Source organism: Metapseudomonas resinovorans DSM 21078 (assembly GCF_000423545.1).
GTDB classification, from domain to species: Bacteria; Pseudomonadota; Gammaproteobacteria; order Pseudomonadales; family Pseudomonadaceae; genus Metapseudomonas; species Metapseudomonas resinovorans.
In genome coordinates this window covers 118952-139282 of record NZ_KE384032.1, presented here as the reverse complement: position 1 = coordinate 139282, position 20331 = coordinate 118952, and the positions used below count along the sequence as shown (strand labels likewise).

Sequence of the window (20331 nt, the reverse complement as noted above, 5' to 3'; positions counted from 1 at the left end):
GGAAATGGCCAGGAGGGAGGTCATTTCAGGCTAGCTCATCGCTTGCGCGGACAAGCGTGCCCGCTCTTCGGGAGGTCGGAGAACTTACCCGACAGAACGCCGGGAACACGGCCCGCTTCTGCGCAGTCATAGGGGTGAGCCTCCGCTCACCGGCCGGTACGTAGTGTTCCGGCGCGGACTTTTCCTTGAGGTCGACTTATGCACACTTCCCGAAGCCTGACCCTGGCCGTCCTGCTCAGTCTGGCCGCCAGCCCGGTGTTCGCCGTTACCCTGGGCGACGTCGTCGCTGCTGCCGCCGCAAGCGGCGCGGGTAGTCAGGAGGACAAGGCGCCGGGGATCGAGCCGGCGGAATCTGCCGCGTTGCTGGAGCAGTTGGGCGGCCAGTTGCAGATTACCCCGGAGCAGGCCATTGGCGGCGCCGCAGCGCTGTTCGGCCTGGCGCGCAACAACTTGCCGGCTGACCAGTTCGCCCAACTGGACCAGGCGGTGCCGGGCGTGGGCATGCTCACCGACCCCAACACCCAGGGCCTGCTCAGCAGTCTCGGTGGTCTGCTGGGGCAGCAGGCGGGCAGCATCGCGGGTGGTGGTCTGGGCAATCAGGCCGGCGTGCTCGCCGGTCAGCCGATGAACAACATGACGGATGTGAGCCAGGCTTTCGGATCCCTGGGAATGGATAGCGGCCTGATCGGCCAGTTCGCCCCGCTGATCCTCTCCTTCCTTGGCCAGCAGGGTCTGGCTGACTCGCTACTGCAGAGCCTCGGCAATCTGTGGAAGTGGACCACGCCGCCGGTGCCCTCCAGCCCGGTCAACCCGGCCGGGCAGGCGGTCCCGGTGAACGGTCTGTCAACCTGATGCGAGAGGGGCAGGCGTCCGCGCCTACCCCTGCAGCTCCGCGCGCAGTTGGCTGATGCGCGCGTCCTTCTCCTGCCAGAGCCGGCTGACCCAGGCCTGCACGTATTGGCGGAATTCCCCGTCGTTCTCGTAGTCGCCCTGCCACAGGGCCGGGTCCAGTTCGCGGGTCTGGATGTCCACGATCACCCGTGGCACCTGGCCGGAAATCAGTGCCCAGAAGCCCGGCACGCCCTGGCCGGGATAGACCAGGGTGACGTCGAGGATGGCGTCCAGTTGCTCGCCCAGGGCCGCCAGGACGAAGGCCACGCCGCCGGCCTTGGGCTTCAGAAGGTGCTGGTAGGGTGAGCCCTGGTTGGCGTGTTTGACGGGGGTGAAGCGGGTGCCTTCGAGGTAGTTCACCACGGTCACCGGCATGCGCTTGAACTTCTCGCAGGCGGCCTTGGTGATTTCCAGGTCTTTGCCTTTCATCTCCGGGTGCTTGTCGAGGAAGGCCTTGCTGTAGCGCTTCATGAAGGGGTAGTCGAGGGCCCAGAAGGCCAGGCCGAGGAGCGGGACCCAGATCAGCTCCTTCTTCAGGAAGAACTTGAAGTAGGGCGCCTTGCGGTTGAACGCCTGGACCAGCGCGGGGATGTCCACCCAGGACTGGTGGTTGCTGATGACCAGGTAGGAGGTGTCGTTGCGTAGCCCTTCGCCGCCACGGATCTCCCAGCGGGTGGGCGTGAGAAGGGCGAAGATGCGCTTGCAGTTCTCGGCCCAGGCTTCGGCGACCCACATCACCCCGCGGGAACAGGCATCGTGCAGGGCCTGGCCGGGCAGGATCAGCTTGAGCAGGGCGATGGCCAGCATCGGGCCAATCAGGATCAGGGTGTTGAGCAAGAGCAGCAGGGTGGTGGCGATTCCGGTCAACAGTACCTGCATGAGTCCTCGGCTCCTTGTCCTCTGGTGTGCGCGCCATCATAACCAGTCGACGCGGATGCGACGAGCGGTCGGGAGCCTTGCTACCCGCAAGGGGGCGAGTATGCTTCGGGCACTCGCTGGCGCGTCGACGGCGAACCATTTTCCCCTTCGGCCAGTCCCAGAACCGTACCCCTCAACCAGGAGATGCTGCGTTGAAACCCCTGATTGCCCTGCTTGCGCTGGTGGCGTTACCCGCTGTCGCCGCCCCGGAGCCCACACTCTATGGCCGTTACGAATATGTGCGCCTGCCGGAAATCGGCCAGACCCTGAAAGCCAAGATGGACACCGGCGCCCTCACTGCGTCCCTGTCGGCCAAGGATATCGAGCGCTTCAAGCGTGACGGCGAGGAATGGGTGCGTTTCCGCCTGGCCACCAAGGACGCCGATGACACGCTGTTCGAACATCGCCTGTCGCGGATCAGCAAGATCAAGAACCGCGCCGACGAACTGGGCGACGAAGACGAAGCGCCCACGGCGGAGATTTCCAAGCGCCCGGTAGTCGACATGGAAATGTGCCTGGGGGGCGCCAAGCGCACGGTAGAGGTGAACCTCACCGACCGTTCCAGCTTCAACTACCCGCTGTTGATCGGCGCCAAGGCCCTGCGCGAATTCAAGGCCGCGATCTACGCGGGGCGCAAGTTCACCGCCGGCAAGCCCCAGTGCTGATTGGCACGGATTGACGGGGCAAGTGGCATGGGGCAACGTCGGCGCATTTCCATGAGCCAGGACGCCCATGCCGCACATCCTCATCGTCGAAGATGAAGCCGCCATCGCCGACACCCTGATCTACGCCCTCGAAGCCGATGGCAACGCCACCACCTGGCTGAGCCTCGGCGGCCCGGCGCTGGAACTGTTGCGCCAGCAGGCTGTGGACCTGGTCATCCTCGACGTGGGACTGCCGGACACCAGCGGCTTCGAGCTATGCAAGACGCTGCGGCGCTTCTCCGAGGTGCCGGTGCTGTTCCTTACCGCACGCAATGCCGAGATCGACCGTGTAGTGGGGCTGGAGATCGGCGCCGACGACTACGTGGTAAAGCCCTTCAGCCCTCGCGAAGTGGCCGCGCGGGTCCGCGCCATCCTCAAGCGCACAGCGCCGCGTGACCCGGCCCCCGCGCCGGTTGCCGACGGCCCCTTCCTGGTGGATGGCGAGCGTGTGCGCATTCACTACCATGGCCAACTCCTGGGGCTGACCCGGCACGAGTTCCGCTTGCTGCAGACCTTGCTGGCGCAGCCCGAGCGCGTGTTCAGCCGTGAACAGCTGCTGGACGCCCTGGGCGTGTCCGCCGATGCAGGCTACGAGCGCAATATCGACAGCCACATAAAAAGCCTGCGCGCCAAGCTGCGCCAGGTGGCGCCGGCTGCCGAACCCATCCAGACCCATCGCGGCCTGGGCTACAGCTACGCGCCGAGCCACGCCTGATGCCGTTGGGCATTCGCATTTTCCTGGCCTACTTCCTTTTCGTCGGCCTGGCCAGTTGGTTCGTGCTCAGCACGGTGATGGACGAGATCCGTCCCGGCGTGCGCCAGTCCACCGAGGAGACCCTGGTGGACACGGCCAACCTGCTGGCGGAAATCCTCCGAGACGAGGTGCGCGCCGGCACCCTGGACCAGGGCCGCCTGCCCGAACTGCTGCGTGCCTACGGCCAGCGCCAGCCGGGCGCCGACATCTGGGGCGTGCGCAAGACGCAGGTGAACCACCGTATCTACGTCACCGATGACAAGGGCGTCGTGCTGCTCGACTCCAGCGGCGCGGCCGTGGGCCAGGACTACTCGCGCTGGAACGACGTCTACCGGACCCTGCGCGGCCAGTACGGCGCCCGCTCCACCCGTGAGGACCCGAACGACCCGGATTCGTCGGTCATGTATGTCGCGGCGCCGATTCGCGATGGCGAACGGATCATCGGCGTCGTCTCCGTAGCCAAGCCCAACGCCTCGCTGCAACCCTACATCGAGCGCTCGCAGACGCGCCTGGCCTGGCTCGGCGCCGGGTTGATCGGCCTCGGCCTGCTGGTGGGCGGGCTGCTCTCCTGGTGGCTCAGCCGATCGCTGCGCCGCCTGCGTGACTATGCCCAGGCCGTGAGCGAGGGGCAGCGCGCGGAGCTACCGGCCATGAGCGGTGGCGAGCTTCGGCAGTTGGCGGCGGCGGTGGAGCGCATGCGCACCCAACTGGAAGGCAAGGCGTACGTCGAGCGATACGTACACACCCTGACACACGAATTGAAGAGCCCCCTGGCCGCCATCCGTGGTGCTGCCGAGTTGCTGGAGGGCGAGATGCCGGCGGAGCAGCGGCAGCGTTTCGTGGCCAACATCGGCAACGAGGGCGCACGCTTGCAGCAGCTGATCGAGCGCCTGCTCAATCTGGCCCAGGTGGAGCAGCGCCAAGGCCTGGAGGAGCGGGCTTCGGTGCCGTTGCGCGAGCTTGTCGACACGCTGCTGCAGGCCCAGGCGGCGCGCATCGAGGCGGGCGTGCTCAAGGTTGAAAACCGAATCGCACCGGAATTGTGCGTGATGGGCGAGCGCTTCCTGATCAGCCAGGCCCTGGCCAACCTGCTGGACAACGCCCTCGACTTCACCCCGCCCGGTGGCCAGCTGCGGCTGGACGCAGCGCCACAAGGCACCTCGCTGGAACTACGGCTTTTCAACCAGGGCGAGCCCATCCCCGAGTTCGCTTTGCCGCGGCTTACCGAGCGGTTCTATTCCCTGCCGCGCCCCGCAACGGGGCGCAAGAGCACCGGCCTCGGCCTCAATTTCGTGCAGGAAGTCGCCGAACTCCATGGCGGCGAACTCCTGGTGCGGAATATCGATAACGGCGTTCTGGCCTGCCTGCGACTTCCCGCCGTCGCGGATTGACACGCGGCCGCCGCCCGGCAGCGTCAGCCGCTTCCGCTATCGGCTATAAATTGACCAAGGGGCGCCCACACTTTCGGCGGGCGTTATCACCCTGTAACCAGGTTTTGGCTTGATTCTTGATGCGGCTCTTATGCACAGCGCCGAGCTTCGACTACAAGAAACACAGGCCCTTAAGGAGCTGCCGGATGAAAACAGTCGCCGAAATTCTCAGAGCCAAATCCCACACCCAGCTGTTCAGCGTCGATCCCACCACCACCGTTCTGGAGGCCGCCCTGCTGATGGCCGACAAAGACATCGGCGCGTTGGTGGTGATGCAGGGCGGCGAGTTGGTAGGCATCGTCACCGAGCGTGATTTCGTACGCCGCGTCGCGGCCCTGGAGCGCTCTGCCTACGCCACCACCATCGAAGAGGTGATGACCTCCAACCTTTTCGTGGTGACCCCGCGTGACAGCAACCAGTACTGCATGCAACTGATGACCGAGAAGAACTTGCGCCACCTGCCGGTGCTGCAGGACGGCAAGCTGGTGGGCCTGCTCTCCATCCGCGACCTGGTGCGCGACATCACCGCGGAGCAGGAAAGCCTGATCCAGCATCTGGAGCAGTACATTCGCGGCGCTTAGTTCATCTGCCTGGCTTGGACACCTTGTGGGGGCGAATTCATTGCCCCCATTCCCCACACAATCTCCACATATCCCCCATAAGCCCACCTCGGGCGCTCCCCAGACTCTCCCCACCACAACACAAGGAGAGTCGCCATGACCCGTACCCTGGGCTTCAAGTTGGGCACCATCGCCCTGCTGATGCTGCTACTGATGATTCCGCTGATGCTGATCGATGGCCTGATCAGCGAGCGCCAGGTGGCGCGCGAGGGTGTGTTGGCCAACATCGCCCAGAGTTCCAGCTACAGCCAGCGGATCACCGGGCCGATCCTGGTGGTGCCCTACAAGCGCACGGTGCGCGAGTGGAAGACCTATGAGCAGACCGGCCAACGCCGCCTGGAAGAGCGGGAGGTGAGCAGCCGGCTGTACTTTCTCCCCGAGCACTTCAACCTGACCGGCAGCGTCGACACCGAGCTGCGCGCGCGTGGCATCTACAAGGCTCGGCTGTACAAGAGCGACAGCCAGATCAGTGGGCAGATCCTGGTGCCGGCCAACTACGGTATTAGCGAGGACCTGGCGGACTACCGCTTCGAGCAGCCTTTCCTGGCGGTGGGCATCAGTGATATCCGCGGCATCGGCAACGCCCTGAAGCTGCGCCTGAACGGCCAGTCCCTGGACTTCCAACCCGGCACTGGCGACCGCCTGCTCAACGGCGGTGTGCATGTGCCGCTGGCCGCTTTGCAGGCCGGGGTTGTGCAGAGCCTCGACTTCGCCTTCGACCTCAAGCTGCAAGGTACTTCCAGCCTGAGCGTGACACCGGTGGGTCGTGACTCGCGGGTGGAGCTGAGCTCGCCCTGGCCGCACCCGAGCTTCATCGGCGAGTTCCTGCCCAGTGAGCGCAGCATCAGCGCCCAAGGCTTTTCCGCGACCTGGCAGACCAGCTTCTTCGCCACCAACCTGCAGGAGGCCCTGGCCGATTGCGTCGGCGAGGAGCAGTGCAACGCCTTCTACTCGCGGGACTTCGGCGTGAGCTTCGTCGACCCGGTGGACCAGTACCTGAAGACCGACCGCGCGATCAAGTACGCCCTGCTGTTCGTGGCCCTGACCTTCGCCGGTTTCTTCCTGGTGGAAGTGCTCAAGCGCCTGGCGGTGCACCCGGTGCAGTACGGCCTGGTGGGCCTGGCCCTGGCGTTCTTCTACCTGCTGCTGTTGTCGCTCTCCGAGCACCTGGAGTTTGCGCTGGCCTACGCCATTTCGGCGTCCGCCTGCGTGGCGTTGGTGGGTTTCTATGTCAGTCATGTGCTGCACAGCTGGATGCGCGGTGGCGGCTTCACCCTGGCACTGGCGGCGCTCTACGGGATGCTCTACGGCTTGCTCAGCGCCGAGGACTACGCGCTGCTGATGGGCTCGCTGCTGGTGTTCGGCCTGCTCGCCTGCGTGATGGTGCTGACCCGCAAGCTGGACTGGTACGGCGTTGGCCGCGCTCAGCCGGCCAGCGGTAACTGAGGAGGACGGTCATGCGTGTACTGATGCAATTCGGCGGCTGCTTCCTGCTTGGCCTGGCGATTTCGGTGCTGGTCCTGGGTGGCCTGATGTTCGCCGGAGCCTTCGGCTTCATCGACCTCTGGCTATTCACCGGAAAACCCCTGGCGGGCCTCGCCCTGTGGCTGCTGCCGGATAGCTTCTGGCAAGGACTGACTGGCGTGCTGGACGCCGCCCACAACCCGGCAGTGCGTTCCTTCCTCGAACTCTTTGCGGCACTGGGGCAGGGCGCGCTGCTCATGGCGGTGGGCTTCTTCTGGTTCTGGTACCGACGTGCGGGAGTTCTGCAATGAGACTGCTGGGGCTGCGCGAGGATCAAGAACGGGTTGCGAAACTGGCGGCGGAGCTGGACAGGCTGTTCAACGCCTGTCTGCCGCCTCCGCGCCTGGTATCAGGGCGCCGGCGCAGTGGCCTGCAGCGAAGGACGCTGGTTGACGGCTGAGTACCAGGCCGCCAGCTTCGGGCAGTCTCGGCGCCAGTTTAGGTCGGGCATGCGGAAGTCCAGGTAGCCCAGGGCACAGGCGGCACTGATGGCTGCCACGTCGAAGCGTTCGTCCAGCTCGTCGGCGGATTGCTCGAAGGTTTCCAGGGCGCGGTCGATCTTGCTGCATTGGCCCATGACCCAATCGTCCCAGCGTTTGTCTTCGGGGCGCAGGAAGGTTTCGTAGCGCACCAGAATGGCGGCATCCAGCACCGCGTCGGCCAGGGAGGCCAGGGTCAGGCGCCGCCAGCGCGTTGCACCGTCGCGGGGGATCAGCGGCTCGCCGCCATGCTGGTGGTCGAAGTAGTCGAGGATCACCCGGCTGTCGTGCAACACGCTGCCGTCGGCCAGTTGCAGGGCGGGGATCTTGCCCGCGGGGTTGTGTTCGTTCACCTCCGCGCTTGGGTTCACCGGGGTCAGGGTCACGCCGTGCAGGCTGACCGCGTCCAGTTGACCGGTTTCATGCAGTAGCACCATGACCTTGCGGACGTACGGGGAAGTGGGGGAGAAGAACAGGGTCAGGGCGGCGCTCATGCGGGGACCTCGGCGGCTGCAGCGGTGTAATGGCGCAGTTATACCGCATTGGAATGCTGCCGGGCAGGCGGGGCGGCGCTTTGGGCGGGACTCTCGCCTCAGAGCGCGGGAGCGTGCTGTCGGCGCTGCCAGCGGGACAGGGCGGAGGCCAGTGCGGCGGGGCTCTCCAGCCCCTGGCGGCGGGCGCGGCTGAACAGGATCAGGGCGATTTCGGCCGTGACCAGGGCATCGGCACTGGCGTTATGGCGTTGCTGCACGTGCAAGCCGAAGTATTCCACCCACTCATCCAGGCCGCCGTTGCGGATGCCAGCCTCCGGACACAGCATCGGGGCCAGTTCGGCAATGTCCAGGAAACAGTGGCGCAGGCGGTGATCGAGGTCCTGCTTGAGGGCGCGGCTCAGCATGCGCTGGTCGAAGGTGGCGTGGAAGGCCAGCAGCGGGCTGTCACCGAGAAACTCCATGAAACTCAGCAGGGCTTCGGCCGGTTCCACGCCGGCGGCCAGCTCGCTCGGTGCGATGCCATGAATCAGCACGCTGGCGTTGAGCTTGCCGGTGTCGCGCTGCAGGGTGCATTCGAACTGGTTGCCGAGGTCGATGGCACCGTCGTCGATGCTCACTGCGCCGATGGACAGCACCAGGTCACGACTCATGTTCAGGCCGCTGGTTTCCAGGTCCAGCACGACGAAGCGCTGCTGACGCAGGGGGCGTTCGTCCAGTGGCTGGGGATCGGGGAGGCCATCGCGACGGGCGGCGATGACCGGGTCCAGGGGCGTGCGGCGGGAGAACCAGGGGAAACCGTTCATAGTTGATAACGTAGCGCCAGGCTGGATTGCAGGCGCTGGGCCTGACGGAAGGACTCGCGCAGGATGCGCCGGTCCAGGTGGTTGAGCGTGTCCGGATCGAGCCGGTTGGAGTAGGGCAGGCCCTGCCGCGCCTGCTGCTGGTGCTGTTGCATGCGGGTCTGCTGGATGAAGTGATAGGCCTCTTCATAGGCGGCCCCATCCTGGGCGTCCACTACTTCGCGCTCCACCAGTTGGCGCAGGCGCTCCAGGGTGCCGCAGGCGCTGATGCCATGGGCCAGCGCAAGCAGCCGGGCGCCGTCGACGAAGGGCGTCAGGCCTTGCACCTTGAGGTCGAGGGTGTCTTTCTCGGCGCCTTTGCGGGCCACCACGAAATCCCGGAATCGCCCCACCGGCGGGCGTTGACGCAGGGCGGTGTCGGCCAGCATGCGCTGGAACAGGCTGTTGTCGGCGACCAGTACCAGTAGTTCCCGCTGCAGCGCCTCGCAGCCCTCAGTGGGGCCCCAGACGGCGCGCAGGTCGAAATAGATGCTTGAGCCCAAGAGGTTCTCCGGCGTCGCCTCGCGGACGAAGCTGGCGAAGCGCCGGCTCCATTCGCTGCGCGACAGGCAGAGTTGCGGGTTGCCGGCCATGATGCCGCCCTTGCACAGCTCGAATCCGCATTGGGCCAGGTACTGGTTGACGCGTTCAGCCAGTGGCAGAAGGCGTCCGCGAATGGCGGCGGCGTCCACTGCATCGGCCGCCTCGAAGAGGATGCCGTTGTCCTGGTCGGTGTGCAGGGTCTGTTCGGAGCGCCCTTCGCTACCAAAGCAGAGCCAGGTGAAGGGAATGCCCGGGTCGCCCATTTCCTCGATCGTCAGCTCGATCACCCGGCACACGGTGTGGTCGTTGAGCAGGGTGATGATGCGAGTGATCTGGGTCGAACTGGCGCCGTGGGCCAGCATGTTGTCCACCAGGCGCTGAATCTCGCCGCGCAGGGCGGCCAGGGTCTCGACGCGGCCAGCGTGGCGAATGGTGCGCGCCAGGTGCACCAGGTCGACCCGCTGCAAGGAGAAGAGGTCGCGCTCGGATACCACCCCCAGCAAGCGCTCGCCGCCGACCACGCAGACGTGGGCGATGTGCCGTTCGGTCATCGCCAGGGCGGCATCGAAGGCGCTGGCTTCGGGCGGCAGGTGGAAGGGAGCCTGGGTCATGACTACCGCGATGGGCTGGGAGAGGTCGGCGCTGGCGTCGGCGATCACCCGGCGCAGGTCGCGCAGGGTGAAGATGCCCTGCGGTCGTTGCCGGGTGTCGACGATCACGATGCTGCCTACCTGCTGTTCGTGCATCAGCCGGACGGCGTCGCGCAGTGGCAGGTCCGGCAGGCAGGCGATGGGCTGGCGCACCGCCAATTCGCCCAGGCGGGTGTCCAGGGAATACTGGGCGCCGAGGGTCTCTACGGCGCGGAGCTGGACCTGCTGGTTGACCTGGTCGAGCAGGCTGCTGACCCCGCGCAGGGCGAAGTCGCGGAAGGGATTGGAGAGGGCGAACAGCTTGACGAAGGCTGCCTTGCCGAGCAGCAGGCAGAAGGTGTCTTCGCCGGCCAGGTGTTCGGTGCGGGTAGCGCGCTCGCCGAGCAGGGCGGCCAGCGGGAAGCATTCACCGCTGGCGATCTCAAACGTGGTTTCAGTGCCCCGCCGGGCCGAGTGCGGGCGTTCACCCACCACGCGGCCCTGCTTGACGATGTAGAAGTGCTCTACCGGCCCGTCCTGGGGCTTGATGATGGAGTCGCCAGCAGCATAGAAGCGCAGCAGGCAGTGCTCGACGAGGAAGGCGAGGTGGGCGCTTTCCATCTGGTTGAACGGCGGATACTTCTGCAGGAACTCCATGGTGCCGTGGATGTTCTGCATCACCGCCTGTTTGCCGGCGTGGGCGAAGGCGTCTGCCTTGTTCATGCTGATGCCTGCTGTTCTTGTTAGAGGAACCATGCTGCGCGCGGCAACGGGGGACACAAATTGGACGTAAGTCTAAAGGCAGGCAAGCAGGTCGTCGGAAAATCGGGTAGGCCGCTACCGTTTGGCGGATGCCGCATTTTGCACGGGAACTTGCGTGCATTTTGCGCATCGGAGCTGCGTGCCCTGTGCTAAAGCTACTGGTGAGGGTAGTTGGGCCTGCCACGGAGGCCCCTTTCGAGGACGACCCCATGAGTTACGGTGACCTGCTGAGCGAAGCCGAGCTGCAAGCGCTTGAAGAAATCATGCGCGTACCCAGCGCGCCGCCCAGTGTTCTGCTAGTGGACGACGACGAGGCCGGGCGCGACGCCCTGGCCGACGAACTCGTCGCGAAGGGCATCCCGTGCATCACCGCCGACAGCGGCGAGCAGGCGCTGGCACTGCTGGTCACCCGTCCTTCGATCGGCCTGATGATCACCGAACTGCACATGCAGTGCGGCAGCGGCCTCGAACTGGTGCGTCAGGTGCGCGAGTCGGCCCGGGCGACTCTGCCGGTCATCATCATTTCCGGTGACGCCGACGTGCAGGATGCCATCGAGGCGATGCACATGAAGGTCGTGGATTTCCTGCTCAAGCCGGTGGACATCAGCCGTCTCTCCAACCTGGTGCGCAACGAGATCGGCACCGCACCCGAACCTAAGGCCCCGCCACCCGAGGTGCGTCCCAGGCCGGCGAAAGCGAAAACCAAAGCGAAGGTCATTGCGCTGAAAAGCGCCTGAAGAAACCGCCAGGGACAGGCGGTTTTTTTATGTCTGGCGAATCAAATGGCTCTGTCTGCATGACGTGTTGCAAGCAGCCGCATTGCCCGTAGGAGCTGGCTCTCGGCCCGCTGGCAAATCTCTCGCAACAGCTAACGCAGACATAGCTAATCAAATCGACTTCCCCAAAAAGAAAAACCGCCCCGAGGGGCGGTTTTTCATGGGCAGGTCTTAGAGACCGTTCTTCGCCTTGAACTCGCGGCGACGACGGTGCAGGACCGGCTCGGTGTAGCCGTTGGGCTGCTTGGTGCCCTCTACCACCAGCTCCAGCGCGGCCTGGAAGGCCACGTTGTCGGCGAAGTTCGGCGCCATCGGGCGGTACAACGGGTCGCTGGCGTTCTGGCGGTCGACCACCGAGGCCATGCGCTCCAGGCTCTCGACGATCTGCGCCTGGCTGACCACGCCGTGGCGCAGCCAGTTGGCCAGGAGCTGGCTGGAGATACGCAGGGTGGCGCGGTCTTCCATCAGGCCGACATCGTTGATGTCCGGCACCTTGGAGCAGCCGACACCCTGGTCGATCCAGCGCACCACATAGCCGAGGATGCCCTGGGCGTTGTTGTCCAGTTCGTTCTGGATCTCTTCGGCAGTCCAGTTGGTATTCGGCGCCAGCGGGATGGTCAGGATGTCGTCCACCGAAGCCGGGGCGCGCTTGGCCAATTCGGCCTGACGGGCGAATACGTCGACCTTGTGGTAGTGCAGCGCGTGCAGGGTGGCGGCAGTCGGCGACGGAACCCAGGCGGTGTTGGCGCCGGCCAGCGGGTGGCCAATCTTCTGCTCGAGCATGGCGGCCATCAGGTCCGGCATGGCCCACATGCCCTTGCCGATTTGCGCCTTGCCTTGAAGGCCGGTGGCCAGGCCGACGTCGACGTTGTTGTTCTCGTAGGAACCGATCCACTTCTCGGTCTTCATGGCGCCCTTGCGCACCATGGCGCCGGCTTCCATGGAGGTGTGGATCTCGTCACCGGTACGGTCGAGGAAGCCCGTGTTGATGAACACCACGCGCTCGGCCGCGGCCTTGATGCAGGCCTTGAGGTTGATGGTGGTACGGCGCTCTTCGTCCATGATGCCGACTTTCATGGTGTTGCGCGGCATGCCCAGCACGTCTTCCACGCGGCTGAAGATTTCGGCGGCGAAGGCCACTTCTTCCGGGCCGTGCATCTTCGGCTTGACGATGTACATCGAGCCGGTGCGGGTGTTCTTGCGGCTGGTGTTGCCCTTCAGGTTGTGCAAGGCGATCAGGCCGGTGAACAGGCCGTCCTGGATACCTTCGGGTACTTCGTTGCCAGCGGCGTCGAGGATGGCCGGGTTGGTCATCAGGTGGCCGACGTTGCGCACGAACAGCAGGGAGCGGCCGTGCAGGGTCAGCTCGGAGCCATCGGCCTTGGTGTAGGCGCGGTCCGGGTTCATGGTGCGGGTGAAGGTCTGGCCGCCCTTGCTGACGGTTTCAGCCAGGTCGCCCTTCATCAGGCCCAGCCAGTTGCGGTAGACCACGACCTTGTCGTCGGCATCGACGGCGGCGACGGAGTCTTCGCAGTCCATGATGGTGGTCAGCGCGGACTCCATCAGCACGTCCTTCACGCCGGCGGCGTCGGTCTGGCCGATGGGGCTGGTCGGGTCGATCTGGATTTCGAAGTGCAGGCCGTTGTTCTTCAGCAGAACGGCGGTGGGCTTGGCTGCCTCGCCTTGGAAAGCGATGAACTGAGCGGCATTCTTCAGGCCGACATCGTTGCCACTCTTCAGGGTCACGGCCAGTTGGCCGTTCTTGACGGTGTAGGCGGTGGCGTCGACGTGGGAAGCACCTTCCAGCGGCGCGGCTTCGTCGAGGAAGGCGCGGGCGAAGGCGATGACCTTGTCACCGCGGACCTTGTTGTAGCCCTTGCCCTTTTCGGCGCCGCCTTCTTCGCTGATGGCATCGGTGCCATACAGCGCGTCGTACAACGAGCCCCAGCGGGCGTTGGCCGCGTTCAGGGCGAAGCGTGCGTTCATCACCGGCACGACCAGCTGCGGGCCGGCCATGGTGGCGATTTCTTCGTCGACATTCTGGGTAGTGGCCTTGAAGTCGGCCGGTTCGGGCAGCAGGTAGCCGATCTCCTGGAGGAACGCCTTGTAGGCCACGGCATCGTGAGCCTGACCGGCACGTGCCTGGTGCCAGGCGTCGATCTTGGCCTGCAGTTCATCGCGTTTGGCGAGGAGGGCTTTGTTCTTCGGAGCCAGGTCATTGATGACGGCTTCCACACCGGCCCAGAAGGTGTCGGCGGCAATGCCGGTTCCGGGGATGGCTTCGTTGTTCACGAAGTCGAACAGGACTCTGGCGACCTGAAGGCCACCGACTTGAACGCGCTCAGTCATTGCTTGCCTCACTCTGCTCAATATCCGTTCGGACTGGGGGTCTCCCTTCTTGTAGTCCGAAGCGCGGCATACTACATGAAGCCGTTGTGAAAATCAGTGGGGTCGCGTCGCTATGCGACTAAAAGCTGCGTTACGGTCACAACGGCGGGCAGAATGTTCTCAAAAAACTAGCGCATTGTTCCAGCTAAATCTGAAAAATGTACACGATTCATTATTCGATGGAACTGCGACAGGCCGTCGCACGAGATGCTGCACGGGTTTTTCGGAGCTTTCCTATACTCCTGCGAATTCGCCCAGGAGCCCTTACATGCCCGTACGTGCCGCCACGTTCAGCGATCTTGATGATCTGACTCGGCTTTTCTCCGGCTATCTGGAGTTCTATCAGGTGCCCAGACCCCCGGCGGAGGTCCGCGCTTTTCTCGAACAGCGCCTGGATCGCGCTGACTCGACGCTGCTCATCGCCCGCGGTGTCGATGGCGCGCCCTTGGGCTTCACCCAGCTCTATCCCTTTCTCTCGTCGCTGGCGCTGGCACCGGCCTGGTTGTTGAGCGATCTTTATGTAGTGCCCACTGCCCGGCGCCAGGGCGTGGGGGAGGACCTGATGAACGCCGCCCGTGCCCATGCCGTAGCGACCGGCGCCTGCGGCATCCAGCTGGAAACCGCGAAGACCAACCTCGCCGGCCAGGCGCTCTACGAGCGTCTGGGCTACATGCGCGATGAGGTCTTCTATACCTACTGGCTGAGCCTGGCCTGAAGCCCGGCGCCGGTTGCCAACATAAGGAGTCGAGCGTGGATCATCTGGTACTTACCGTCATTGCAGCGGACCAGCCCGGGCTGGTGGAGCGCGTCGCACAGTGCATTGCCGCCCATGGTGGCAACTGGTTGGAGAGCCGCATGTCGCGCATGGCCGGGCAGTTCGCCGGGATCTTGCGGGTAGCGGTGCCGGCCGAGGGTTACGACGAACTGGTAGAAGGGCTGCAAGGCCTCAGTGCCCACGGCATCCGCGTGATGCTGGCGCAGAGCGGCATCGAGCCGTCCTGCACCTGGAAGCCGATCCTGCTGGATCTGGTGGGCAACGACCGGCCGGGCATCGTCCGCGACATCACCCGGCTGTTGGCCGAACTGGGCGTCAACCTGGAGAGCCTGATCACCGAGGTGGTGCCGGCACCCATGAGCAGTGAACCGCTGTTCCACGCCGAGGCCGTGCTGGCGGTGCCGCTGACCCTGTCCCTGGATGTGTTGCAGGCCAAGCTGGAGACCTTGGCCGATGACCTGATGGTTGAACTGAATCTGCATCAGGAAAAATGAGTGGCGATCGGGTGGAAATCCGCGGTGCGGATTTCCACCCTGGCGATCAGCTGTTGCGCCGCAGGGTCAGCCAAGCGTCGACGCTGTAGATGGCCAGGCCGGCCCAGATAAAGCAGAAAGCCAGCAGCTTGTTGGGGTCGAAGTGCTCGCCGAAGAGGAAGATCGCCTGCAGCATCACCAGGGTCGGCGCCAGGTACTGGAGAAAACCCAGGGTGGTGTAGGGCAGGTGGCGCGCGGCAGCGTTGAAGCACACCAGGGGCACCAGGGTGATGGGGCCCGCTGCGATCAGCCAGAGCGCCTCGGGTGTTGACCAGAAGCTCGCCTGGGAAGAGGTCGCGCTCGGGGTCAGCAGCAACCAGCCAACGGCCAGGGGCAGCAGCAGCCAGGTTTCCACGACCAGCCCGGGCAGGGCCGCCACCGGGGCCTGCTTGCGGATCAGTCCATAGAAACCGAACGTCAGCGCCAGGGTCAGGGACACCCAGGGCAGCGCGCCGACTTGCCAGATCTGTTGCGCGACGCCGATGGCCGCCAGCAGTACGGCGATCCACTGCAGGCGACGCAAGCGCTCGCCGAGAATCAGCATTCCCAGCAGAACGTTGATCAGCGGGTTGATGTAGTAGCCCAAGCTGGCTTCCAGCATCCGTCCGTTGTTCACCGCCCATACGTAGACCAGCCAGTTGCCGACGATCAGCATGCCGCTGGCGGCCAGTACCCCAAAGCGCTTGGGGTTCTCGCGCAGCTCGCGCAACCAGCCCGGATGCTTCCAGACCAGCAGCAGTGCGGCGCCGAAGAGGGCCGACCACAGCGCGCGGTGAACGATGATCTCCAGCGCCGGAACGCTCTGGATGGCTTTGAAGTAGAGCGGAAAGAGGCCCCAGATAACGTAGGCGGTGAGCCCCAGGATGTACCCGCGTCGCGGGTCGGCGGTTGCCATGGAATGTCCTTGCTTAGGCAGCTAACGAGTGGTGCGACATTCTAGTGGGCGACGTCGGGGCTTGTCTGTGTGCTCAGGTTTTTCCGCAAGGCTGTGCAAGCGAAACGCGTAAGGCGTTCTTTACGGCCGGGATCAGGTGACAGGTTCAGAACAGCTTCAGCGGTTCTTCGTCCAACGCCGAAATTTGCTCGCGCAGGGTGAGGATCTGGTCGCCCCAGTAGCGTTCGCTGCCGAACCAGGAGAAGTGCATGGGGAAGGCCGGGTCGTCCCAGCGGCGGGCGATCCAGGCACTGTGATGCATCAGGCGCAGGGCGCGCAGGCCTTCGATCAGCGGCAGCTCGCGGCGGTCGAAGTCGTGGAACTCCTGGTAGCCGTCCATCAATTCGGAGAGCTGGCCGAGGCGTTCCTGGCGATCCCCCGCCAGCATCATCCACAGGTCCTGCACCGCCGGACCCATGCGGCAATCGTCGAGGTCCACCACATGGAAGACGTCGTCACGGCACAGCAGGTTGCCGGGGTGGCAATCACCATGCATGCGAATCGGTTGGTAGCGCACTTCGGCGAACAACTTGTCGAGGCGCTTGAGCAGATCACGGGCGACCGACTCGTAGGCCGGCAGCAGGCTGCGGGGAATGAAGCCGCCTTCCAGCAGGGTCGCCAGGGACTGGTGGCCGAAGTTGTCCACCGCCAGGGTTTCGCGGTGCTCGAAGGGGCGGGTGCTGCCGACGGCGTGCAGGCGACCGAGCAACTGGCCGAGGCGGTAGAGTTGGTCGAGGTTGCCCGGCTCCGGTGCGCGGCCGCCGCGACGGGGGAACAGGGCGAAACGGAAACCGGCGTGCTCGAACAGGCTTTTTCCGTCGCGTTGCAGCGGTGCCACCACTGGCACTTCGCATTCGGCCAGTTCGGCGCTGAACCTGTGCTCTTCGAGAATCGCTTCGTCGCTCCAGCGCTGCGGTCGATAGAACTTGGCAATCAGTGGCTCGGCGTCCTCGATGCCCACCTGGTAAACGCGGTTCTCGTAGCTGTTCAGCGCGAGGATGCGCATATCGCTGAGAAAACCGAGGCTTTCCACAGCGTCCAGTACCAGGTCGGGTGTGAGGTCATCGAAGGGGTGGGACATGGGCAGCTCCGGCAGTCAGGCGCCCAGTCTATCTCCAATGGTGGCGCAGCGTACGGTTGACGGGCTTCAGAGCGCGGTGCCGAGCAGCACCTGACCGGGCGCGAACTGCGTGCGCACGCTGTCGCCGGCCTTGAGGCCGAGTTGCGCCAAGCGCTCGGGTTCGACCAGGGCGCAGAGCGTTTGGCCGCTGGCCAGGGCGATGCGCACTTCGCTGGGGCTGTCGGCCGCGTCGAGGATTTCCTCGATCCGGCCCTGCAACTGGTTCAGCGCGTCATCTGCCGGTTCTGATAGGGGCTGCAGTCGCAGCCAGCCCGCCTTGATCAGTGCCACCACGCTGCGGCCTGGCGCCAGTTCCAGCTTCTCGGTGCTGTCGTGGGTGATCTGCGCCAAGAGGCAGGGACCGCCGGCCAGTTCGATGCTCACCAGATCGTTGCGCCCCCTGGATTCAATGCCGAGCACTCGGCCGCTCAGTTGGTTGCGCGCGCTGGTGCGCAGCATCAGGCGCCCCAGCAGCTCCAGGTCCTGCTCGCTTTCGGCACTTTCCAGCAGGCGCGCCTGCAGGCTTTCCAGGCGCTTGTAGAGGGCCAGCAGGCGTTCCCCCTCGGCGGACAGTCGCGCACCGCCACCGCCCTTGCCACCTACGGAGCGTTCCACCAGGGGCTTTTCGGCGAGGTTGTTCAGTTCGTCGATGGCATCCCACGCCGCCTTGTAGCTCAGGCCGGCGGCTTTTGCGGCGCGAGTGATGGAGCCTTGTACGGCGATCTGTTCCAGCAGCGCCAGGCGCTGCGGGCGACGAGTGAGTTGCTGGGTGAGGGCGCTGGTCAGGCTCATGAACGGACGGGTTCGTCGGGGGATCTGGCGCGCAGGCTGCTCCCGCCCGTTCGCGGCGTCAAGCCTTCAGGAGTCCCCCGGCCGGGGCGTGCGTGCCAGGCAGTAGACGTCCACCCGAGTCGCGCCGGCGCGCTTCAGCAGGCGAGCGAGGACATGTGCGGTGGTGCCGGTGGTCAGCACGTCGTCCACCAGGGCCAGGTGCAGGCCTTTCACCTCCACCCGCGAGGGCAACGCAAAGGCACGGCGCAGGTTGCGGCGCCGGGCGGCAGCATCCAGGCCCTGCTGGGACGGGCCGTCCTCGATGCGTTGCAGCCAGCCGTCTTGCACGGGAAGGCACAGTTCGTTGCCCAGCCAGCGCGCCAACATCTGTGCCTGGTTGAAGCCACGCTGGCGCAGGCGTGGTGCGCTCAGGGGAACCGGTAGCAGGGCGTCGGGACGTGGCAGCCCTTCATGGAACGCGTGCTCCAGGTGGCGGGCGAGCAATTCCCCCAGCAAGCGGCCCAGGGGCCAGCGGCCCTGGTGCTTGAAACGGGTGATCAGGCTGTCCACCGGGAAGCCGTAGCGCCAAGGCGCCTCGACCCGCGTGAAGGGCGGTGGCCGTTTCAGGCACTCACCGCAGGGCAGGCCATGGGTGGGCAAGGGCAGGGCGCAGACGATGCAATGTCCGCTGAGCCAGGGCAGTTCGGCCTCGCAGCCTGCGCAGATGGCCAGGTCGTTGCCCGGCGCGCGACAAAGCTGGCAGGTGGGTGTGTGGCGAAGCCAGGCCGGCCGCAACCGGGCGAGCAAGGAAAGCATGGTCCCCTCCCTGGGACAGGATTCAGGCGATCAGCCAGCTCATCACCAACAGACCGAGAAAGGTCAGGACCAGGCCGCCGATGATGGACTTGCGGATGAAGGCGCGGACACCACTGTAGAGCAGCAGTAGCCCGACGAGCAGCAGGATCAGGCTGAAGAAGGACACGTCCATGCCGATGGCCCGTGCCAGTCCGTTGAGAAAGTCGTCGATGGCCTGACCAATACCGCCAAGCACGCCAGAGAGCAGGTCGACTATGAAGCGGATGGCGGTGCCGATGATCCGGCCGAGCCACTCGAAAAATCCTTCTGTACGCATTGCAGTGTGTTGCTCCTTCAGCGGCAGGCTGCCCGGGATTTGAGCCTGGCCGGGAAATCTGGTTCAGTGGAATGAGTGATTAAAAAATGATCATATGTCGACCTGTGTCGCAAGACTGGTTGACAGCGTCACAGCTCAACTTATGATGCCCTAAGCCTGAATTCCCGGAGTCCGACTCCGGGTATCCCTGACAAGAGGCGCCCCTGCAAGCGTCGAAGGAAACCTCCATGAGTGCAACCGCATCCATCGCTACCCGTCATGACTGGTCCCTCGCCGAGGTGAAGGCGCTGTTCGAACAGCCGTTCAACGACCTGCTGTTCCAGGCCCAGACCGTTCACCGCGCGAACTTCGACCCGAATCGGGTACAGGTTTCCACCCTGCTGTCGATCAAGACCGGCGCCTGCCCGGAAGACTGCAAGTACTGCCCGCAGTCCGGCCATTACAACACTGGCCTGGACAAGGAAAAACTGATGGAAGTGCAGAAGGTCCTCGAGGCCGCTGCCGAGGCCAAGGCCATCGGCTCGACCCGCTTCTGCATGGGCGCCGCGTGGAAGCACCCGTCCGCCAAGGACATGCCCTACGTGCTGGAAATGGTCAAAGGCGTGAAGAAGCTCGGCCTGGAAACCTGCATGACCCTCGGCAAGCTGACCCAGGAGCAGACCCAGTCTCTGGCAGAAGCGGGCCTCGACTACTACAACCACAACCTGGATACCTCGCCGGAGTACTACGGCAACATCATCACCACCCGCACCTACAGCGAGCGTCTGCAGACCCTGGCCTACGTGCGTGAGGCGGGGATGAAGATCTGCTCCGGCGGCATCCTCGGCATGGGTGAGTCGGTGGCCGACCGTGCCGGTCTGCTGATCCAGTTGGCCAACCTGCCCGAGCACCCCGAATCGGTGCCGATCAACATGCTGGTGAAAGTGAAGGGCACGCCCCTGGCGGAAGAGAAAGACGTCGACCCGTTCGATTTCATCCGCACCCTGGCGGTCGCCCGCATCATGATGCCGAAGTCCCACGTGCGCCTGTCCGCCGGTCGCGAGCAGATGAACGAGCAGATGCAGGCACTGGCCTTCATGGCTGGCGCCAACTCGATCTTCTACGGCGAGAAGCTGCTGACCACCAAGAACCCGCAGGCGGAGAAGGACATGCAACTGTTCGCTCGCTTGGGTATCAAGCCGGAAGAGCGTGAAGAACACGCCGACGAAGTGCACCAGGCTGCCATCGAGCAGGCCCTGGTGGAACAACGCGATTCGCAGCTGTTCTACGACGCCGCATCCGCCTGACACCGCGTCAACGACCCCTGTAGGAGCGA

The 20331-nt window shown here is 64.8% G+C and carries 20 protein-coding genes and 1 pseudogene; 11 read left to right on the top strand and 10 right to left on the bottom strand.

Annotation, left to right across the window (positions count from 1 at the left end; genetic code table 11):
- Positions 1-198 precede the first annotated feature (198 nt).
- Entirely contained in the window at positions 199-852 is a 654-nt protein-coding gene (locus tag G559_RS0126705) for a DUF2780 domain-containing protein (protein ID WP_028631167.1), read from the top strand.
- Between the two features lie 24 nt (positions 853-876).
- Here G559_RS0126705 and G559_RS0126700 read toward each other — a convergent pair whose 3' ends face one another.
- Positions 877-1770 carry an acyltransferase gene (locus tag G559_RS0126700; RefSeq protein WP_028631166.1) on the bottom strand — a complete coding sequence of 298 codons (894 nt, stop codon included), beginning with the start codon at positions 1768-1770 and terminating at the stop codon, positions 877-879.
- A 191-nt stretch (positions 1771-1961) separates the two neighbouring features.
- Between G559_RS0126700 and rloA2 the strand changes: the two genes are divergently transcribed.
- The 6 genes from rloA2 (at position 1962) to G559_RS0126670 (ending at position 7092) form a co-directional block, all read left to right on the top strand.
- Positions 1962-2474, top strand: coding sequence for a retropepsin-like aspartic peptidase RloA2 (gene rloA2, locus G559_RS0126695; protein WP_028631165.1), 513 nt, complete (start codon positions 1962-1964; stop codon positions 2472-2474).
- A 67-nt stretch (positions 2475-2541) separates the two neighbouring features.
- Positions 2542-3228, top strand: coding sequence for a two-component system response regulator CreB (creB, locus tag G559_RS0126690; protein ID WP_028631164.1), 687 nt, complete (start codon positions 2542-2544; stop codon positions 3226-3228).
- Entirely contained in the window at positions 3228-4658 is a 1431-nt protein-coding gene (gene creC, locus G559_RS0126685) for a two-component system sensor histidine kinase CreC (RefSeq protein WP_028631163.1), read from the top strand. Before creB ends, creC begins: the two co-directional genes overlap by 1 nt.
- A 185-nt stretch (positions 4659-4843) precedes the next feature.
- Positions 4844-5278, top strand: a complete 435-nt coding sequence (locus G559_RS0126680; protein WP_028631162.1) for a CBS domain-containing protein — start codon at positions 4844-4846, stop codon at positions 5276-5278.
- Positions 5279-5413: 135 nt separating this feature from the next.
- Positions 5414-6763, top strand: a complete 1350-nt coding sequence (gene creD, locus G559_RS0126675) for a cell envelope integrity protein CreD (protein ID WP_028631161.1) — start codon at positions 5414-5416, stop codon at positions 6761-6763.
- Positions 6764-6774: 11 nt separating this feature from the next.
- Positions 6775-7092 carry a hypothetical protein gene (locus G559_RS0126670; RefSeq protein WP_028631160.1) on the top strand — a complete coding sequence of 106 codons (318 nt, stop codon included), beginning with the start codon at positions 6775-6777 and terminating at the stop codon, positions 7090-7092.
- A 98-nt stretch (positions 7093-7190) separates the two neighbouring features.
- Here G559_RS0126670 and G559_RS0126665 read toward each other — a convergent pair whose 3' ends face one another.
- From G559_RS0126665 to G559_RS0126655, 3 genes are all read right to left on the bottom strand, one after another.
- Positions 7191-7814 (bottom strand): glutathione S-transferase family protein, encoded by a 624-nt coding sequence (locus G559_RS0126665; protein ID WP_028631159.1) that lies wholly within the window; start codon positions 7812-7814, stop codon positions 7191-7193.
- Positions 7815-7912: 98 nt separating this feature from the next.
- Entirely contained in the window at positions 7913-8617 is a 705-nt protein-coding gene (locus G559_RS0126660) for a 3'-5' exonuclease (RefSeq protein WP_028631158.1), read from the bottom strand.
- Positions 8614-10548, bottom strand: coding sequence for a putative nucleotidyltransferase substrate binding domain-containing protein (locus G559_RS0126655; protein WP_028631157.1), 1935 nt, complete (start codon positions 10546-10548; stop codon positions 8614-8616). The genes G559_RS0126660 and G559_RS0126655 overlap by 4 nt, the downstream gene beginning before the upstream one ends.
- Before the next feature lie 248 nt (positions 10549-10796).
- Here G559_RS0126655 and G559_RS0126650 point away from each other — a divergent pair.
- Positions 10797-11228 (top strand): annotated as a pseudogene (locus G559_RS0126650) (response regulator); the annotation flags it as partial.
- A 306-nt stretch (positions 11229-11534) separates the two neighbouring features.
- On the opposite strand, the gene G559_RS0126645 reads toward G559_RS0126650, so the two are convergent.
- Positions 11535-13712, bottom strand: a complete 2178-nt coding sequence (locus tag G559_RS0126645; protein ID WP_028631155.1) for a malate synthase G — start codon at positions 13710-13712, stop codon at positions 11535-11537.
- A 307-nt stretch (positions 13713-14019) separates the two neighbouring features.
- On the opposite strand from G559_RS0126645, the gene G559_RS0126640 reads away from it, so the two are divergent.
- The gene (locus G559_RS0126640) at positions 14020-14466 is read left to right on the top strand and encodes a GNAT family N-acetyltransferase (RefSeq protein WP_028631154.1); all 447 of its coding nucleotides are present in this window, start codon (positions 14020-14022) and stop codon (positions 14464-14466) included.
- Positions 14467-14501: 35 nt separating this feature from the next.
- Entirely contained in the window at positions 14502-15020 is a 519-nt protein-coding gene (locus G559_RS0126635) for a glycine cleavage system protein R (protein WP_028631153.1), read from the top strand.
- Positions 15021-15066: 46 nt separating this feature from the next.
- Here G559_RS0126635 and rarD read toward each other — a convergent pair whose 3' ends face one another.
- The 5 genes from rarD to G559_RS0126610 form a co-directional block, all read right to left on the bottom strand.
- The gene (gene rarD, locus G559_RS0126630; RefSeq protein ID WP_028631152.1) at positions 15067-15954 is read right to left on the bottom strand and encodes an EamA family transporter RarD; all 888 of its coding nucleotides are present in this window, start codon (positions 15952-15954) and stop codon (positions 15067-15069) included.
- 145 nt (positions 15955-16099) lie between these two features.
- Positions 16100-17074 (bottom strand): serine/threonine protein kinase, encoded by a 975-nt coding sequence (locus G559_RS0126625; RefSeq protein WP_028631151.1) that lies wholly within the window; start codon positions 17072-17074, stop codon positions 16100-16102.
- A gap of 66 nt (positions 17075-17140) precedes the next feature.
- Entirely contained in the window at positions 17141-17905 is a 765-nt protein-coding gene (locus G559_RS0126620) for a TOBE domain-containing protein (RefSeq protein WP_028631150.1), read from the bottom strand.
- A 66-nt stretch (positions 17906-17971) separates the two neighbouring features.
- Positions 17972-18700: a ComF family protein gene (locus G559_RS0126615; protein ID WP_028631149.1), complete on the bottom strand. Its 729-nt coding sequence runs from the start codon at positions 18698-18700 to the stop codon at positions 17972-17974.
- A 22-nt stretch (positions 18701-18722) separates the two neighbouring features.
- Positions 18723-19016, bottom strand: coding sequence for a hypothetical protein (locus G559_RS0126610; protein WP_028631148.1), 294 nt, complete (start codon positions 19014-19016; stop codon positions 18723-18725).
- 227 nt (positions 19017-19243) lie between these two features.
- Here G559_RS0126610 and bioB point away from each other — a divergent pair, with 227 nt between their 5' ends.
- Positions 19244-20302, top strand: a complete 1059-nt coding sequence (gene bioB, locus G559_RS0126605) for a biotin synthase BioB (protein WP_028631147.1) — start codon at positions 19244-19246, stop codon at positions 20300-20302.
- Positions 20303-20331: the final 29 nt, after the last annotated feature.

Excerpts from the sequence above, each read along its gene's own strand:
- G559_RS0126670 (WP_028631160.1), top strand. The coding sequence starts at position 6,775 with ATGCGTGTACTGATGCAATTCGGCGGCTGCTTCCTGCTTGGCCTGGCG.
- G559_RS0126625 (WP_028631151.1), bottom strand. The coding sequence starts at position 17,074 with ATGTCCCACCCCTTCGATGACCTCACACCCGACCTGGTACTGGACGCT.
- creB (WP_028631164.1), top strand. The coding sequence starts at position 2,542 with ATGCCGCACATCCTCATCGTCGAAGATGAAGCCGCCATCGCCGACACC.
- G559_RS0126610 (WP_028631148.1), bottom strand. The coding sequence starts at position 19,016 with ATGCGTACAGAAGGATTTTTCGAGTGGCTCGGCCGGATCATCGGCACC.
- G559_RS0126705 (WP_028631167.1), top strand. The coding sequence starts at position 199 with ATGCACACTTCCCGAAGCCTGACCCTGGCCGTCCTGCTCAGTCTGGCC.
- G559_RS0126640 (WP_028631154.1), top strand. The coding sequence starts at position 14,020 with ATGCCCGTACGTGCCGCCACGTTCAGCGATCTTGATGATCTGACTCGG.
- G559_RS0126655 (WP_028631157.1), bottom strand. The coding sequence starts at position 10,548 with ATGAACAAGGCAGACGCCTTCGCCCACGCCGGCAAACAGGCGGTGATG.
- G559_RS0126615 (WP_028631149.1), bottom strand. The coding sequence starts at position 18,700 with ATGCTTTCCTTGCTCGCCCGGTTGCGGCCGGCCTGGCTTCGCCACACA.
- rarD (WP_028631152.1), bottom strand. The coding sequence starts at position 15,954 with ATGGCAACCGCCGACCCGCGACGCGGGTACATCCTGGGGCTCACCGCC.
- G559_RS0126680 (WP_028631162.1), top strand. The coding sequence starts at position 4,844 with ATGAAAACAGTCGCCGAAATTCTCAGAGCCAAATCCCACACCCAGCTG.
- creD (WP_028631161.1), top strand. The coding sequence starts at position 5,414 with ATGACCCGTACCCTGGGCTTCAAGTTGGGCACCATCGCCCTGCTGATG.
- bioB (WP_028631147.1), top strand. The coding sequence starts at position 19,244 with ATGAGTGCAACCGCATCCATCGCTACCCGTCATGACTGGTCCCTCGCC.
- G559_RS0126700 (WP_028631166.1), bottom strand. The coding sequence starts at position 1,770 with ATGCAGGTACTGTTGACCGGAATCGCCACCACCCTGCTGCTCTTGCTC.
- G559_RS0126665 (WP_028631159.1), bottom strand. The coding sequence starts at position 7,814 with ATGAGCGCCGCCCTGACCCTGTTCTTCTCCCCCACTTCCCCGTACGTC.
- G559_RS0126645 (WP_028631155.1), bottom strand. The coding sequence starts at position 13,712 with ATGACTGAGCGCGTTCAAGTCGGTGGCCTTCAGGTCGCCAGAGTCCTG.
- G559_RS0126620 (WP_028631150.1), bottom strand. The coding sequence starts at position 17,905 with ATGAGCCTGACCAGCGCCCTCACCCAGCAACTCACTCGTCGCCCGCAG.
- creC (WP_028631163.1), top strand. The coding sequence starts at position 3,228 with ATGCCGTTGGGCATTCGCATTTTCCTGGCCTACTTCCTTTTCGTCGGC.
- G559_RS0126660 (WP_028631158.1), bottom strand. The coding sequence starts at position 8,617 with ATGAACGGTTTCCCCTGGTTCTCCCGCCGCACGCCCCTGGACCCGGTC.